Origin of the sequence: cf. Phormidesmis sp. LEGE 11477, from assembly GCF_015207105.1 — a bacterium.
GTDB lineage: Bacteria > Cyanobacteriota > Cyanobacteriia > Phormidesmidales > Phormidesmidaceae > Phormidesmis.
The window spans coordinates 1-17,236 of the sequence record NZ_JADEXO010000068.1; the positions used below are offsets into that span (position 1 = coordinate 1).

Below are 17,236 nucleotides of genomic sequence, written 5' to 3' on the forward strand. Positions count from 1 at the left end.
AGACGAGAGAACCGATTGCCGAAATCGAACAAGTCTCTCGAAACGAGCTGCGGGCAGTAGGCAAAAAGATTTCGGGTGATGGCGATATCAGACCGGGAATGCTGCTGCGCGAAACGCTAGTGGGATTAGAGAGCAATCCGCAGCTAAGAGTCGGCGTGCATGACTCGCTAGGGAGTGATGTCGATGAGGCGATCGCGGCGTTATCGAGCGCCTTAGTCTCTGAAAGCAGTGGGCGATCGCAGCTAGAAGTCGCCGCTGTGGATGGCACGACACCCTTCGACTATATTTTTGGCCGCATGACCGAAGACTATAGAGCCGAGCTAACTGCCGAAGGCTATGTAGAAACCCTACCCCCAGCCAATACGATCTCTCTATTCTCTCCGGCAATGGAGCCCACACCCGCCTCCTACGGGCGCATAGACGAAACCGTAACTTCTGCGGTCAACCGACTAAAGCCTCAGCTCAAGCTGCTGCTAGTCAACAAAGTATTAAACGCGCTGTCGAATACTTCTTCTTCATTAGCGGTATCTGGCGAAATCTTTACCGTTGGCGGTGGCCCATCGCTGCCGCTATCTGGCTCTGAAGAAGGATCGCGATCGCTCACCACAGATATTTCTCCTTTTGGGGCCGGTAGCCAGCTCAGAATTCGAGTACAGAACAGCGATCCGAATGATGCACTGTATCTAAGCTGTTTGGTAATCGATCCGGCTGGTAAAATGACCGTCGTTTACCCGTATGAGTGGGACGCACCAGAAGATGCGGCCCTGATTGCACCTAATACTGAGGTGGTCATCCCCAAGCCTGAAACCGGCAAAGCCTTTGAAGTCGGCGGCGCTGGCTTTTTAGAAGTGATGACGATTACGAGCACGGGCTCGTTGCGGAATGCCCTGCGTGGCCTGCAAGAGATTTCTCGTAGCGCGGACGGTTATGTACCTGTCGGCGGCGATGACAGCATTGGATTCTTAGGCTCTTTACTCAGCGACTTCGACAATATCTCTCGAAATGCCACCTTTGGCGTGGCAGATGTGGATAGAAGTACGAGAGTTGTAGATGGGGGTGCGATCGCCATTTCTTCCACGGTGATTGAGGTCGCATAGTATGGAAAGCGTTAAGGTACGCCAGCGAGTAGGACAAGATGGCATCTTACATCTTGAAATTCCGATTGGGCTGCCTGATCAAGATATTGAGGTGATGGTGATCTATCAAGCTGCGCCAGTAGATACGACTGCCGTCTTATCTTTAGAAGAACTCTACGGTATTTGTGCAGACGATCCTATCAAGTTTGATAAAGCAGGGGCTCTAGATGAGAGGGACGAAGACCTGACAGGAGCGTTTGATTAGGAATGCAATACCTGCTGGATACAAACGTTTGCGTGATGTATTTGAATGGTCGATCGGCTGCAGTGAGAGAGCGTCTTCTGGCAACGCCAACTGAAGAAATGGCAGTTTGCTCTGTAGTCAAGTCCGAATTGTTTTACGGTGCTTTTCGGAGCAACAACCCAAAGCAGACATTAGAACGACAGCAAGCATTTCTATCACGGTTTGTTTCGCTGCCGTTCGAAGATGAAGCGGCTTTGTTGTCTGGAAAAATTCGGGCGGCGTTGGCAAGCATAGGAACTCCAATTGGTTCTTATGATTTGCAGATTGCTGCGATCACTTTGGCAAACGATATAACTTTGGTGACTCACAACGTGCAAGAGTTTAGACGGGTGGATCAATTGAAAATTGAGGACTGGGAGATTAAATAGATTTTTACAGTCATCGAAGTTGCATAAGTGCATAGATCGGGGCGCTAGGAAAAACATTAGAAAGAACAAACGTGAAAGGAACTAAAACTACCGTGGCAAATCGATTTCAACGGCTATCAGTATTGGCGCTGTGCGTTCTAGGCATTAGCTGTGTGCCTGTGATTTCGCTGGAGGCAACTGCACAAGAGGCAGCGACAGAGGCTATTAACGAGGCAGAATTTGAGGCGCTGCTTGAGACGCTCACAGATGAAGAACAGCTACAGCTTGCCTACAATATGAAAGGAGGCTCCCAATGGCTGCAGCAGGAGGGACGCTACGAGGAAAGCATCGCCAATGGCCGAAAGGCGCTGTCCATTTTTGAGCGAATACTGGGTTCAGACCACGTAGATGTCGCCTACATGCTGAACGACCTAGCAGTTTATCACCATGCTGCAGGAGATCCTGCAACTGCCCTTCTATTGTTAGAAAGATCGCTGGCGATCAAAGCAGAGAGTCTTGGCCGCTTTCACCCAGAGTATGCTGCAAACCTGAGTGATATTGCCATCATGCACTACGAGCTAGGCGATACTGACAAAGCGATCGAATTCTACGAAAGAGCGTCAGACGCCCAAAAAACTGCGATCGGCGAGGATCACCCAGACTATGCTAGAACGCTTAACAACTTAGCTGAACTTCATAGAAGTACGGGAGATTATCCGGCGGCGATCGCGACCTACCAGCAGGCGATCGCGGTCAAAGAAGCTGCACTAGGACCGAACGATCCGAGCCTAGCGATTTCGCTAAATAACCTGGCCGGGATCTATCGAGACGCAGAACAAAATGAAGCGGCGCTGCCTCTTCATGAAAGGGCGATCGCCATATTAGTCGCGGCTTACGGCGAAGAGAATCCCACCACCTTAACAGCGTACGGAAATTTTGCACCCACGCTCAATAACTTAGCTTTGGACTATCAAGAGCAAGGAAACTATGATCAAGCAGTTTCTTTGTTTGAGCGGGCGATCGAGATTATCATCAACGTTCACGGAGAAGATTATCCAGGGCTAAGCGTCGTTTCCGAGAATCTGGCAAATCTTCGAGCAGCAGGTAGATAGAGTATGAAACCCCGACAGCGTTTTCTCTTAGCTGTTTGTCTAGTGAGTCTAAGCGGCTTTCCGCTTACTCGTGCGGTCACGGCTCAACCAAAACAGACCACGACCTCATCTCAATCGATAGAAGCTGCAGACGAGCTAGTTGAACAAATTTCATCATTGTATCAAGCAGGAGACTATGCAGAAGCTTTGCCGCTAGCTATAGAAGCCTTAGCAATTAGGGAAAGCGCTTTGGGGCTAGAGCATCCAGATACAATCAACAGCTTAAAAGATGTAGGTGAGCTGCACTTTCAGCTCAGTGACTACGACTCTGCCCAATCGTTCTATGAAAAAGCCCTATCCTATAGTGAAGCAGCCCTGGGTCAAAATCACTACACCACCGCTGTGGTATTAAACGGTCTTGCAAAAGTTTATGTAGAACAAGGAGACTACAATCGTGCTATTCCTGTGTTTGAAAGGACTGTCGCGATTGTTGAAGATGTCAATGGCGTTGAACATATAAACGTTGCCTACGCGCTGACTTCGCTGGGAAAAGCCTACGTAGATACAGGTGCTTACGAGAGGGCATTACCAGTACTTGAGCGATCGCTCTCGATTAGAGAAAGTACCTTTGGCACAGAGAGTGAAGAATACGCTTCAGGGCTGCATTCTATTGCCCGCCTCTACGCAGCGACAGGCAATTTTACGGCTGCTATTCCGGTCTATGAGCAGGCGATCGCCGCATACCAGGCAGATCCGAACAGCGAAGATACTCGCTTAGCAGCTAGCCTAGTGGGCCTAGGTACGACTTACCAAGAGCTAAACAACTATTCAAAGGCCACACCGTTAGTAGAACAGGCACTTGAAATATTAGAGCGTGCCTATGGGAAAGAACACATTCGTATTGCCAATACGCTTATAAGTTTAGGCTCGATCTACTCTGCACAAGGTGAGTATACAAAAGCACTACGGCTTTATGAGAGAGCGCTATCGATCAGAGCATCTACCTTGGGCAGAGATCATTACTTAGTGGGCGCTAGTCTCAACAATCTGGCGCTACTATACGCAGCCAAAGGCGATCATATTCCAGCCATCTCGCTCTACAAGCAAGCGCTCGTAGTTCTAGAAGCCGTCTTTGATGAACCCAACACGATCGTTGCCTCGACGCTGCATAATCTGGCGCTAGCCTACACCAGACAGAACAACTTTGACGCAGCGCTACCCCTATACGAACGCTCGATTGAAATTACGCGATCGCTCTACGGAACCAATCATCCAGATACCGCCCGCGCGCTGAACAGCCTAGGAGATCTTCATCATAAGAACAGCAACATAGCGCAGGCCGTTGATTTATTCTGGCAGGCCAATGCTATCGAAGAATACAATCTCAGCACAGTTTTAGCCAGTGCTTCAGAAGCTCGAAGGCAGGAGTATATCAAAGGAATTTCGGCCTCGATCAATGCAAACATTTCTGTTCATTTGGTTGATTCTCTACCTGATGCTGACACGAAGAAAAAGGCGGCGACTCTAGCCGCGACCACTATTCTTCAGAGAAAAGGAAGAATTCTAGAGGCAGTTGCTAATACGTCACAAGCACTGAGAGCTGATTTATCTGCTGAAGAGAAAGTATTATTCGATGAACTTAATACGGTTCGATCAGAACTGGCAACGCTGAAGTTTGATAGCGACAGTCGTCAAACTGATACGGACTATAGCGATAGAGTTCGGGCTTTAGAAGTTCGTGCGGAAGAACTTGACGAAGCGCTAGCCCGTCGTAGCGCGGAATTTTCAGCAGGTTCTGAAGAAATTACCATAGAATCTATCAGCAGAAATATTTCGAGAGATGCCGCTCTAGTTGAGTTTGTTCGCTATCACGCCTATAGTCCAGTCGTTCGCGAAAGCGGCTACCGATATGCTGCTTATGTGTTGACGAACCAAGGCAATATCCAGGCCGTAGATCTAGGGGATGCTGAGCCAATTGAACAGTTAGTTTCTGAGTTTCGACAAACACTGAGTAATCGTTCTGAACGAGCTGGTGCGATCGCCCAACAGCTAAACGAGCGGCTAATCGCTCCCATCCGACCCTTTCTATCTGGCAAATCTCATCTGTTGCTTTCGCCTGATAGCCAGCTCAACCTGATTCCGTTTGACGCCCTAGTCGATGAACGCGATCGCTATCTAATCGAGAGCTATCAAATCAGCTATCTAAATTCAGGCCGAGATTTACTGAAGCTACAGACCGATGCGCCAAGTCGTCAAGCGCCTGTCGTGATTGCTAATCCTAGCTACGAAGGAAGCGCTAGCAGAGCAGGTAATGGTCAGCGCTCGGTTGATGCGAATTCTCTATACTTCAGTGCGCTGCCAGGAACCGCCTCTGAGGGGAGTGCGATCGCCTCTCTCCTCCCTGCTGCCACCCTTTTAACAGAGCAACAAGCCACCGAAAGTGCTCTAAAACAGGTCTCTGCGCCTAATATTTTGCATATTGCCACCCATGGCTTCTTTTTGCCAGATGTCGCTTTTGTTGTTCCTGATGCCAACAGCCGAGCAGCGAGCTTTGATCTAGTCGACGTGGAAACGCCCGCGCAGGTAACGTCTAGCAATTTGGAGAATCCGTTACTACGCTCGGGACTGGCTTTTGCAGGTGCTAATAGCCGCAGCAGTGACGGTGAAGATGGCATTTTCACCGCACTAGAAGCATCGGGATTAGATTTGTATGGAACCAAACTAGTCGTACTAAGTGCTTGTGAGACTGGGGTAGGTGCGGCAAGTAGTGGTGAAGGGGTGTATGGGCTGCGACGTGCGTTTGCTATAGCCGGAGCTGAAAGTCAGCTAATGAGCCTGTGGCAAGTGGACGATACCGGCACTAGCGAACTAATGCAGCTTTACTATCAAAATCTGATTGAGAAAAAGCAAGGTCGCAGCGAAGCGCTGAGAAACGCACAGCTAGAACTGTTGAACACAGGTACCTATCAGCATCCCTACTACTGGTCATCATTCATCTTTTCTGGTGACTGGCGACCCTTAGAATAAGCAAATAACCCGAGAAGAACCTACCTGAAAACAACACCTGCCCTGCCGCGACTATGACTACTCACACTTCGTTTTTGCAGCATAAAAAGTCAAGGTTGCTAACAAAGATAATTACGGCGCTCTGTTTAGCAGGCGCAATCGTTGGCGTGGGTGTGGATTCTGCTGAAGCAGAGGTGATCGATGCTGATAGCCAACGCGTCGTTGATAGCAATGCTCAAATTGCTCAAACTCTTGAACAGAAGGTGATAGTACTATACGAAGCGGGCGCTGACCACGAAGCACAAGGCCGATACAGCGCTGCCCGCTTAGCCTATGAAGAGATCTTTGCGCTGTTTAACTCAGAAAATCTTGAACAGCTCAAAGAGATTGCGAGTAGAACGCCTGCTCTAGAATCGGCGATAACCTCGCTAGTAGAGATCTATTGGGCTGAGGGTACGCCCGAAAAAGCCGCTGCCGTCTACAGCACGCTTATTCCATTGCGAGTTGATGGAGAAGGCGTGCTAGGAGATATTGGCAGCAAAGAAGAGCACGAGAGTTTGGCAGTTTCTTATAGTGAACAGAGAACGGGCGCGCTGATCGCTCAAAGTATTGATAGTGCTGATGAAGATCCGGCGCTTGTGCAAAGGGCTTTTTCGACAGCGTTGGTGAAGAAGAGTCGGGTTTTGGATGCGATCGCCTTCGCAGCTATGTCTATCAGCGAGAACACCACCCCACAAATACAGTCTGAACTTGACACATTGTACAGAGAACTCGCAAACCTGCGACTATCTACGAATCCGAATCAATCAAGCCGCACAGACGACCCTGATATCACTGCCCTAAAAGATCAAATCACGAAGATCAACCTAGAGCTTTTGAGAGAGGATAGCGACGCCCTAGAGTGGCTGGTTTTGCCGCCACCCAACTCGAAGCAGCTCGAAGAGATCCAAGATAGCGTTCCTGACAATGCCGCGCTGGTCGAAATCATTGAATATACCGCCGCCGCCGCTTCTAATAATCGCCGCTATGCCGCCTATGTTTTGACCAGACAAGGAGGCGTTAGGGTCGCTGATTTGGGCACCGCAGCAGAGATTAATCATCAGGTTGCAGCCTTTAGACAGGCGCTGCAGACTCAGTCTGCTAGAGCTAAAACAATTGGTCAGCAGCTAGACAGGCAGATAATGCAGCCGATTCGTTCTCTGCTAGAAGAAGATGAGGGTGTAGCCCATTTACTCATTTCTCCTGATAGTCATCTCAACACAATTCCTTTTGAGGCATTTGTCGATGAGACAGATAGTTACTTAATCGAGTCTTATCAAATTAGCTATGTCACTTCTGGTAAAGATCTGTTTAAGTTCGGTGATGTAAATAATGGATATAGGTTGCCGTTTGTGATTGTTGCCGACCCTGACTATGATACTTCCAGCTTGAAAGAGAGAGAGGGAACACAGAGGGCGATCGCAACTGCCGCCACCAACCGCCGCTCTGTCGATTTTGAAACACTATCCTTTACAGACTTGCCCGGCACTCTGCGAGAAGCCACCCTGATTGAAAACCTTATTCCTGAAGCAATCTTCTTGACTCAAGACGAACCTACCGAAAACATTATCAAGCAAATCCGAAAGCCCTTTATTCTACATTTTGCTACACACGGGTTTTTCCTATCCGATAGAACTCAAAGAGAGAGCGATATCGCTAATAGAAACGCTAGCTTCGAACTTGTCTCTACAGAAGATACGCCTCAGGCGATCGCCACAGATATAGAAAATCCCCTATTGAGAGCTGGACTGGCGCTAACTGGGGCGAACAATCCTAGTAACGGTGGCGAAGATGGCATCTTGACCGCGCTAGAAGTCTCGGAAATGGACCTGCATGGCACAGAGCTAGTCGTACTAAGCGCCTGTGAGACCGGGCTGGGCGCTGTCAGTAGCGGCGAAGGCGTGTACGGGATGAGACGTGCATTTACAATGGCGGGTGCGGCTAGCCAGGTACTCAGCCTTTGGCAGGTAGACGATACGGGAACTAGCGAGCTAATGTCTTTGTTCTACGAAAACCTGATTCAAAAGAGACAGGGACGCAGTGAGGCCTTGCGGAATGCCCAGATTGGGATGTTGAATACGGGTACCTATGCTCATCCTTACTACTGGTCTTCGTTTATTCTCTCTGGGAACTGGCGACCTTTAGCCAGCGACGAAGAGCTAGAACTAGAGCGGCAAATAGAGGAGCAGTCGGAGCAGCCGCCAGAGCGAGATCATAGAATGCGCTCAACTACAGCCAATTTTAATCTCGATGAGCAAATTGAAGAATACAAGGAGTCTAGACCCTGGCGAGATGAGATGCTAGCAGAAATGCTAGCGCTAGGAGACGAGCGCCGCTATGAAGAGCTAGCTGAAAAGCGCGAAGAATTCAACAGAATAATGGATGGCCGAACCAACCCAGATTTATTTAGGCTATCTATCACTTTGCTAGAAAATTTGAATGAAAGAATGGAAGACCTATACCTACAGGAGCGATATCCAGAAGCGATCGCAGTAGCAAAAACAATGATCGACATTCAAGCAAGTGGAACAGAAGAGACAGGCCGCTTTGATCTGCTGACAAGCTGGTCATCATTAGCGTTTTTACAGCAGGCTCAGGGCGCGGATGATATTACGATGCTGATGACCTATCGGCAGATATTATCTGTGTATGAAGACTTGAATGAATAATCGCCGCTGTTTTCTATAAAAGATACTCTAAAAGATCTGTTGACCGACTTAGAAGAATCCAAAGCAAGGTAGCCTTAATGACAGTGACTGGAAGGAAAAAATCACAGCAGAGAGTAATAAAAGGAGTGCTTAAGCAAGTAACCTTGTCACATTTGTTGTTCTTTTCTATCTGTGCCATCGGATTTGGCATTGTCCCTGCGTCGGTAGCAGGTGCCACAACGCCATCTATTTCCGCAGCGAATGACACACTAACGCCAAAGGAAAGCACCTCAGCCGATACGCTAGCAGCCGCAGACGCGCTATTTAACCAAACTGCCCAGCTCTATCAGCAGGGACGCTATGCCGAAGCGATTCCGCTGGCGAAGCAGGCGTTAGCGATTAGAGAAAGTCTGCTAGCAGAGAATCATCCAGATATTATTCAGAGTCTGAACAGCACAGGACAGATCTATCAAGCCCAAGGTCGCTATGAGGAGGCTATTCCATTTTTTGAGCGATCGCTTTTGAGCTATATCGCAACAGTAGGAGAAAACCATCCCGATGTAGTCGCAACCTTAGAAAACATAGCGTATTTGCACGAGGCGCAGGGTGACTATGGCGCTGCACTGCCGCTGTATGAACGCGCGATCGCAATCGTAAAAGCCGCTCTAGGAGAAAATCATCCACGGTTGGCTACTAGTCTCAACAACCTAGCGCTGCTGCACAGAGATAGAGGCGACTATGCAAAAGCCCTGCCACTATTCGAGCGATCGCTCGCTATCAGAAAAGCTACTTTAGGAGAGAATCATCCCGATGTCGCCGCCAGCTACAACAATCTAGCGCTATTGTACAAGAATCAAGGCAACTACGCTCGGGCTCTGCCCCTGTATGAAAAGGCAATTGAGGTTTATACTGCCGCGTTAGGAGAAAATCATCCTGCTGTCGCTACCAGCCTAGACAACTTGGCTGTGTTGTACAAAGCTCAAGGCGACTACACCAGGGCCCTGCCGCTGTATGAACAAGCTCTGGCAATCTACATTAATACGCTGGGTGAGAACCATCCAGACGTCGGTATCAGCCTGAATAATCTAGCAGCATTTTACCGAGAACAGGGCAGCTACCCTCAAGCGCTAGAGCTGTTTATGCGATCGCTCGCCATCCTAGAATCTACGCTAGGAGAAAATCATTCTACGGTTGCTACTACGTTAAACAACATTGCAGAGCTACAGCGAGCGCGGGGCAACTTTGCCGAAGCTTTGCCTTTACAGGAGCGATCGCTTGCCATCGTAGAATCTGCGCTAGGAGCAAACCATCCTACGGTCGCCGCCAGCTTGAATAATTTGGCCCTGTTGGCTACGGATATGGAAGACTATACCAAAGCGCGATCGCTGTTTGAACGATCGTTAGCCATCAGTGAAGCCACGCTAGGCGCAGATCATCCTGATGTGGCCACTATTTTAGGTACCCTAGCGGAACTGAACAGAGCCGAAGGGGAATATGCTCAGGCAGAGGCACTATTTACGCGATCGCTCTCAATTAGAAAAGCTACTTTAGGAGAAACCCATTTTGCGGTTGGCCAAAGTCTGGCTAACTTAGCCGACGTGCAATGGGCGAATAACAATATCGATCAGGCGGTTGACCTGCTTAGCCAAAGCAGTGCGATAGAAGAACAGAATCTGAACGAGATACTGTTAGGTGCGTCTGAAATTAGACGACAGCAGTACATCAACACGCTCAGCGGGCGAACCAGCTTTAATATTGCGCTCAACCTTCAAGCCGCGCCCGAAGATCTAGCTGCGACGGAGCTAGCACTGTCTACCGTTTTGCGTCGCAAGGGTAGAGTCCTCGACGCCACTGCCAATTCACTACAGCGCCTGCGATCGCAGCTTACACCCGCACAGCGATCGCAGCTCGACGAACTCACCGCGACTCGTACAGCCATAGCAAACTTACAGTCTAGCGGCCTAGAAGCTCGTAGCCCCGAACAGTATAGGGCTGAATCAAGCCAGCTAAGGAACAAAGCAGAAGCGATAGAAGAACAGCTAGCTAGAGCGAGTGCAGAATTTAGACTAGAAACTGAACCCGTATCAATCTCGGCAGTACGAGAATTCATCCCAGATGACGGCGTGCTAGTCGAGTTTGTGCGCTATCATCCCTACAATCCAGACAAAGCGACTGATCGCTGGAAATCGCCTCACTACGCGGCTTATATCCTTACCCAGCAGGGCAAGCCGCAAGCTGTAGATCTGGGCGAAGCCGCGTTAATTGACCAGCTAGTCAAACAGTTTCAAACTGCGCTTAGTACTCGTTCGGCCAGCGCTACTACAGTTGCCCGGCAGCTAGACGAAAGGCTTATCGCCCCTATTCGGCCTTTCATCGAGGGCAAAGATCACCTACTACTCTCTCCTGACAGTCAGCTAAACCTAATTCCTTTTGATGCGCTAGTCGACGTAGACAACAACTATCTAATTGAAACCTACCAAACCAGCTATCTCTCCTCCGGGCGAAATCTTCTCGATCTTCAGCTCGATACGCCCAGCCAAACGCCACCCGTCATTCTCGCTAATCCAAACTATGAGAGCGGGACAACTGCCGCTGCCACAGGCAACAGTCGCTCTGTAGACGCTGGAAGCTTGAGCTTTTCGCCTTTACCAGGCACTGCTAAAGAGGCAGATGCGATCGCGCCCTTCCTACCTGACGCCACCCTCTTCACCCAAAATCAAGCCACCGAGCACAACCTAAAACAGGTCAGCGCCCCTAGCATTCTCCATATTGCCACTCACGGATTCTTTCTTCCAGATGTTTCATTTGTTCCACCTGCCGAATACAACAGCCGCAGCGGTTTGGGCGCTAGCCTGGAATTAGTCGAGACTAGACCAGCGCAGGCAACTCAAAGCAACCTAGAGAATCCGCTGCTGCGCTCTGGCCTCGCCCTGGCCGGTGCAAACAATCGCAGCAGTGGGGAAGAAGACGGCATTTTCACCGCGCTAGAAGCCGCCGGGCTCAACCTGCACGGGACAAAACTTGTTGTACTGAGCGCTTGTGAAACGGGCGTAGGATCTATCAGCAATGGCGAAGGGGTATATGGACTGCGGCGGACATTCGCGATCGCCGGAGCTGAAAGTCAGCTAATGAGCCTATGGCAAGTAGACGATACAGGCACTAGCGAGTTAATGCAGCTCTATTATCAGAATTTGGTAGAAAAACAGCAGGGCCGTAGTGAGGCACTGAGAAACGCGCAGCTAGAACTGCTAAATACAGGCACCTATCAACATCCTTACTACTGGTCGTCATTTATCTTCTCTGGCGACTGGCGACCTATAAAGTGAGTAAATTATCATGCAGAAATGGAGATAACAGAGGGGTTCTCCTTTCTTATAGATAATTCAATAGCTTCGTTGAAACTGACTGGTCAGTTGCGATCGCTTGTTCAACAATATCAATCGCTCTCTTGACACCGCCCGCACGATGAATAGATGATTGCAGTCTAACTGCATTTTCTTTGTAGGCGTCATCTGTCAACACTTTGGAAATGGCTGTCTGCAGCTTGGCAACACTTACCTGCTTCACGGGTATAGCTTCACCACAGCCCGCCCAAACGACCCGCGCCGCTATCCCTGGTTGGTCGTTGGCAATTGGAATCGCTACCATTGGGACACCGTTGCTAAGACACTCTAAGACAGTATTCATCCCACCGTGAGTAAGGGTAAGGGTCGCTTTTTTTAACAGCTCTAACTGGGGAGCGTATTCTACAACCAGCGGGGAACCAGCCAGCGCTGGCATCATGTTAGGTTTGGCGGAATCGCCCAAAGAAATAACCAGCTGCACATCTAAGTGAGAACAAGCTTCCGCAATCTGTTGAAATACATTTCTTAGACGATTTTGAATAGTGCCCAAAGAAGCGTAGATCAAAGGCTTCCCGGTTAGCTGATCGTACGGGAATTCAGGCACTTCTCTACCTACAGGCGTATGATAAGGCCCGGTAAAATGAAAGCACTGAGGAAGCTCTTTTCTAGGAAATTCTAGTTCGGCGGGCTGCTGGCTAATCTGAGCTAGCTTGGAATATCGTTCATTTGGACTTGCGATCGCTGGCAGCTCCCATTTCTGACGATATTCATTAATGGTAGTAACAATAGGTTCTACCACCCGATCAAACGCTTTGTATCCGAATTGATTGCGAAGCCGTCCCCAAAGGCTAGGAGTATACTTCCAGCTAGTTACGTAGGGAGGAATGCTCTGTTCACGGTTCAACACAATGGCACTACAGATAGTGATAAACGGCAGACCTAAGTAATCTGCAACCGTGCCACCTTCAGGAGAGATCTGGTCAACTAGCAGTGCTTCTACTCCTATCTCTTTTAGAACGTCTGGAGCATCTCGCAACAACACATTCGCACTTTTGTTCAGAAGATTGACGGTATGCTTCAGTGCTTCGCGATCGCTCAGCAGACCTAATTTACTCAATGAGTCTGTCATAGCACCTAATGGGAACTCCGCCTCGCCAACAGCAACAAAGGCCAAGCCCGCAGATTTTGTTTTAGATTCCGCATCTCGTTTTCCCACTAACGTGACAGTGTGGCCGCGCTGTTGAAGTTCTTTTCCCAAAGGTAACATCGTGTTTAAATGCCCCGTAGTAGCCGGACATATTAATCCAAAATGCGTCATGGAGAGGGTTCCAATAAAATATTTTTCTAAGTCAGACAGAATCAAGCTCTACGCGAAAGCCCCGGACTTTGACCTGATCGTCTGTGTCAGTCTATTTGAGGTATCAGGTGAGGCCAGCTAGTGTAAGGTACGCTCGCCTGCCTGCCCGAATCGTTCAAACAATAACTGATCTCCAGCGGAAAGGTCTGTAATTGCTTGATCGCTAACTCTAAGCCGCTCTGTCTTACGAACAGCACTTCTCTCTTCAAAATCTGTATAGTTCATAAGACTGTGCGATTCTTCTCCTATAGAGTGGATGCCTTTACGCCCCTAGATACATTTTATGATCACGATGACATGGCTAAAAAGACCGCGATCGTTTCAGAGCTTTCTCTTATAGCTGTCTCTTTGTTGAGCAGACAATATTATGCAACAACCTAAAATTCATAAGTACGGACAATGCAATCCGATACAGGGTTAAATCCTGCTCGACCAGCTTTTGCGATCTTTTCAGCCGCCAAACGGCCAAACATACCCCGTAGGTACTGCCCATAGACAGATCAATCCGGCTAATATCCAGTTTAGGAAAGTCAAACGTGACTCTTTAGAGTTCACTGAACGGTCGTTGTGTACGAGCGTCCTTATAGCTTGAGCCGCTGTTCCGGGCACTATGTGCATATTTCGCTCTCCATCCATGACTACTGTTTTGAAGAATCTGCTGAAGACGTCACTAAGTCAAAAACTAATGCTGCTGGCTTCGTCAGTTAGTGTGTCTGTGCTGACGGCAGGATGGACAGCGGCTGCGATCGCAACCCCAATCGAACAATCCAATTGGAATACAGGGCTAGAGCAGCCAATAATTAGCCAGGCATTAACCACCGAAGAAGGTGCCGATCGCTTAGTCCGTCAAGGCAAATCTGCATACCGCCGAGGAGCATATCAAGCCAGCCGACAGTACTGGCAACAGGCCGCTGACATTTTCCAAGAAGCGGACGACCTGGCCCAGGTTGCAACAATGTTGAACCAGATTGCCACTTCGTACCGAGCTGCCGAGCAATATGCTGAATCGTTAGACTATTATCAGCAGAGTTTAGAGATTGCCCGAAGGATTGATGACTCGCAGAGACGTGCGATCGCCCTAGACGGCATCGGCATCACTAACGCTCTTCAACATCAGTACGAAGCCTCTCAGGTCGCACTTGAGGAAAGCCTTACAATCAACCGCAGCCTCGGCAATCAAAAGGAGGAAGCTAAGAATCTACTTCACCTCAGTATCTTGTACTCTCAGCAGCAAGAAGACCTGGTAGCGCTGTCCTATCACACCGATAGCTTAGCGATCGCCAGAGAAACCAACGATCTCGAAAGCGAATTTCAGATACTCATCAGCTACAGACCAACATTCCAAGACGAAAAAGAGTATGAGCTAGCATTAGCCTACGCGCAGCGCAGCGTAGTGATCGTCAGTCAGCTAGATAGTCCTATTGCTATCTTTCAAGCTTTGGAAAAACTGGGTGATGCCTATACAAATCTACAGCAATACGAAGCTGCAATCGAAGCCTATCAGTATAGTCTGAAGACGGATAGGCACTTCGATAACGAAGGCGATCGGGCCAATATATTCGAGCGCATCGGCGCTGCCTATACTAAGTTAGGAGAATACTCTAACGCGATTGATAGCTACCAGAAAAGTCTACAAGTAAGAAAATCTACAAACAAAGGAGAGGCTCAGACTCTTCTGCTGATAGGGTCTGTCTACAGCGATATGGGAGCCTACGAGCAGGCAATAGACTTATACAACAAAAGTTTGAAGGCCGTCCACTCCTCTGAATCTTCTTCTAACGAGCCCAATACTGAGGCGCAAGCTCTAATGCTACTAGGCACTGCCTTTGGAGAGACAGGCGACTACACTGAAGCCATCAGCTACTATGAGAAAAGCGCAGCCCGATGGCAGCCCTCACAAAAAAAGAAAGTACTCTACCCACTACAAAAAACGCTAGACCAGGCGCAAGAGCTAGCGCTGAGTGCAGTGCTAGAGTCAGCATTCGATGATTTTTTTGATTCCGATGACAGCCCTAGCGACGGCCTAGATGTTGAAACTGCTAAAGAACTCATAGATTTGCTCGAAAGAGGATTGGCAATATATGAAGCGACTGGCGTAGAAGCTGATTTTACAGACAGCCGTTCGGAAGCAGGCGATGGCGCAGACTCTCAAAAGACTGATAGTGTGACCACCACTGTCGGCAAGCGATCGGTTGTCCAGCCGCTGTTTCGACTGTACTGGGAAATAGGAGACTTTGATCGAGCGATGTCTTTTCTGGCAAAGGACAGCGCGATCAGAGAAAAAGAGACAGCCAGCAGCTTCTCGTTGCTAGACTTACTAAATATTGAACTTACTCAGGTATTTTTCTCTTTTAGCGACTATGAGCTGAATGCGCCGATCACCGCGCTGATAGAAAACGATACTGAAGCGGCAGCAGAACTTTCTCTGCTAAACATTTTCCGGCGTAAAGGCAGACTGCTAGAAGGACTAATTCGATACTCACAGCGGTATCTGTTTCAGGCAGATTCTGCCGCCAGAGAGCTGGCACTAGAGCTGGTAGAGACCGATACGATGCTATCAAATCTTTACTTTGATAGTGTCAGCAGTCCTTTGGACGACAGCTACGCCGCTAGAGAAGCAGCGCTAACGGCAAGAGCCTCAGAAATTAAAGAAGAACTACAGGCGATCGATAGTAGCGCCGCCACGTTAGAAGAGTTTTTGGCAGAGGATTCGACAGAACAATTAGAGCTGACCTCTACTAAGTCGATTAGCCGTTTGATTCCTGAGAACGCAGCAGTCGTAGAGCTAGTGACCTACCAGCCCTTTAGACCCTTTGAAATTTTTGATGGGCTCAGCGATCCTCGGTATGCGGCCTATGTGCTGACGCGAAACGGTGATATTCGAGCGGTAGATTTAGGAGAAGTTGAAACTATTAACCAGCAGGTAGGGCGCTATCGGAATGCCTTAAAAAGTAGGGCGGCAAATATAAACGATATTTCTAGACGGCTAGACGAGCTGATCATGGCTCCGGTGCGCCCCTTGGTTGGTGATAAAACGCATCTGCTGATCTCTCCAGACGACCAGCTCAACGTCATTCCCTTTGATGCCCTGGTAAGCGAACAGGATAAGTACCTAATCGAGTCTTATCAAGTCAGCTATTTAGCCTCTAGCCGAGACCTGATGAGTTTTGGCACTAGCCAGCCTAGTCAGCAGCCGCCTGTTATTATCGCTAATCCTGACTACGGCAGTAGTGCCGCCGATATCGCTATGGAAAGTGACAACAATCGCCGGGCGATCGCAACCAACTCACTCAGATTTTCCGCACTGCCGGGAACCGCAACAGAAGCGGAGGCGATCTCAACCCTACTTCCAGATGCGAAGCTACTCACCCAGCAGCAGGCCACCGAAAGCAATCTTAAACAAATCGACTCGCCTAGCATTTTGCATATCGCCACTCACGGTTTTTTTCTTCCTGATACAGTCTCTGCTGCTAGTGACGGCAGCCGCAGTGGACTAGGCGCTAGCTTTAGCGTAGTAGATACCGCTTTGGGTACGGTAGAAAGCAATCTGCTGCCGATAGAGATCGCCACGGAAGAAGCTTTGCTGCGATCTGGGCTGGCGCTGGCGGGCGTGAATGGAAGGAGCAGTGGGGGCGATCGCATCACAGAAGATGGAATTTTCACCGCTTTAGAAGCCGCCAACTTGGACTTACAGGGGACGCAGCTAGTGGTGCTCAGCGCCTGCGAAACCGGAGTTGGCACCATCAGCGATGAGGATGGGGTGTATGGACTAAGACGCGCCTTTGCGATCGCGGGGGCCGAAAGCCAGCTAATGAGCCTTTGGCAAGTAGATGATCTGGGCACTAGCGAGCTGATGCAGCTTTACTATCAAAATCTGATAGAGAAAAAGCAGGGCCGCAGCGAGGCGCTGAGAAACGCGCAGCTAGCGCTGTTAGAGACAGGGACATATCAGCATCCTTACTATTGGTCTTCGTTTATCTTTTCTGGTAATTGGCGACCGTTATAGAATAGGCGCACGTGCAGA

Annotated in this window: 10 protein-coding genes; 8 read left to right on the top strand and 2 right to left on the bottom strand. The window is 49.1% G+C overall.

Features of this window, described 5'->3' with window-relative positions; all coding sequences use genetic code 11:
- The 7 genes from IQ256_RS17930 to IQ256_RS17960 form a co-directional block, all read left to right on the top strand.
- Positions 1–1,097: DUF4384 domain-containing protein (locus IQ256_RS17930; protein WP_193856925.1), on the top strand; the 1,097-nt coding region annotated here is incomplete at its 5' end.
- Between the two features lies 1 nt (position 1,098).
- Positions 1,099–1,341 carry a hypothetical protein gene (locus tag IQ256_RS17935; RefSeq protein WP_193856926.1) on the top strand — a complete coding sequence of 81 codons (243 nt, stop codon included), beginning with the start codon at positions 1,099–1,101 and terminating at the stop codon, positions 1,339–1,341.
- Between the two features lie 2 nt (positions 1,342–1,343).
- Positions 1,344–1,748 carry a type II toxin-antitoxin system VapC family toxin gene (locus IQ256_RS17940; protein ID WP_193856927.1) on the top strand — a complete coding sequence of 135 codons (405 nt, stop codon included), beginning with the start codon at positions 1,344–1,346 and terminating at the stop codon, positions 1,746–1,748.
- A 92-nt stretch (positions 1,749–1,840) separates the two neighbouring features.
- Entirely contained in the window at positions 1,841–2,839 is a 999-nt protein-coding gene (locus IQ256_RS17945) for a tetratricopeptide repeat protein (protein ID WP_193856928.1), read from the top strand.
- 3 nt (positions 2,840–2,842) lie between these two features.
- Positions 2,843–5,845 (top strand): CHAT domain-containing protein, encoded by a 3,003-nt coding sequence (locus IQ256_RS17950; protein WP_193856929.1) that lies wholly within the window; start codon positions 2,843–2,845, stop codon positions 5,843–5,845.
- Between the two features lie 53 nt (positions 5,846–5,898).
- Positions 5,899–8,532 (top strand): CHAT domain-containing protein, encoded by a 2,634-nt coding sequence (locus IQ256_RS17955; RefSeq protein WP_193856930.1) that lies wholly within the window; start codon positions 5,899–5,901, stop codon positions 8,530–8,532.
- A 143-nt stretch (positions 8,533–8,675) separates the two neighbouring features.
- A complete protein-coding gene (locus IQ256_RS17960; RefSeq protein WP_193856931.1) occupies positions 8,676–11,837 on the top strand; it encodes a tetratricopeptide repeat protein in 3,162 nt (1,053 codons plus the stop codon).
- A gap of 46 nt (positions 11,838–11,883) precedes the next feature.
- Here the strand turns inward: IQ256_RS17960 and IQ256_RS17965 are convergent, their stop codons facing one another.
- Complete coding sequence (locus IQ256_RS17965; RefSeq protein WP_193856932.1) at positions 11,884–13,173, bottom strand: glycosyltransferase; 1,290 nt, start codon at positions 13,171–13,173, stop codon at positions 11,884–11,886.
- A 117-nt stretch (positions 13,174–13,290) separates the two neighbouring features.
- Positions 13,291–13,437, bottom strand: coding sequence for a hypothetical protein (locus IQ256_RS17970; protein WP_193856933.1), 147 nt, complete (start codon positions 13,435–13,437; stop codon positions 13,291–13,293).
- Between the two features lie 409 nt (positions 13,438–13,846).
- On the opposite strand from IQ256_RS17970, the gene IQ256_RS17975 reads away from it, so the two are divergent.
- Positions 13,847–17,218 carry a CHAT domain-containing protein gene (locus IQ256_RS17975; RefSeq protein WP_193856934.1) on the top strand — a complete coding sequence of 1,124 codons (3,372 nt, stop codon included), beginning with the start codon at positions 13,847–13,849 and terminating at the stop codon, positions 17,216–17,218.
- Positions 17,219–17,236 lie beyond the last annotated feature (18 nt).

Coding starts and splice junctions, on each gene's coding strand:
- IQ256_RS17955 (WP_193856930.1), top strand. CDS start 5,899: ATGACTACTCACACTTCGTTTTTGCAGCATAAAAAGTCAAGGTTGCTA.
- IQ256_RS17935 (WP_193856926.1), top strand. CDS start 1,099: ATGGAAAGCGTTAAGGTACGCCAGCGAGTAGGACAAGATGGCATCTTA.
- IQ256_RS17940 (WP_193856927.1), top strand. CDS start 1,344: ATGCAATACCTGCTGGATACAAACGTTTGCGTGATGTATTTGAATGGT.
- IQ256_RS17970 (WP_193856933.1), bottom strand. CDS start 13,437: ATGAACTATACAGATTTTGAAGAGAGAAGTGCTGTTCGTAAGACAGAG.
- IQ256_RS17950 (WP_193856929.1), top strand. CDS start 2,843: ATGAAACCCCGACAGCGTTTTCTCTTAGCTGTTTGTCTAGTGAGTCTA.
- IQ256_RS17975 (WP_193856934.1), top strand. CDS start 13,847: ATGACTACTGTTTTGAAGAATCTGCTGAAGACGTCACTAAGTCAAAAA.
- IQ256_RS17965 (WP_193856932.1), bottom strand. CDS start 13,173: ATGACGCATTTTGGATTAATATGTCCGGCTACTACGGGGCATTTAAAC.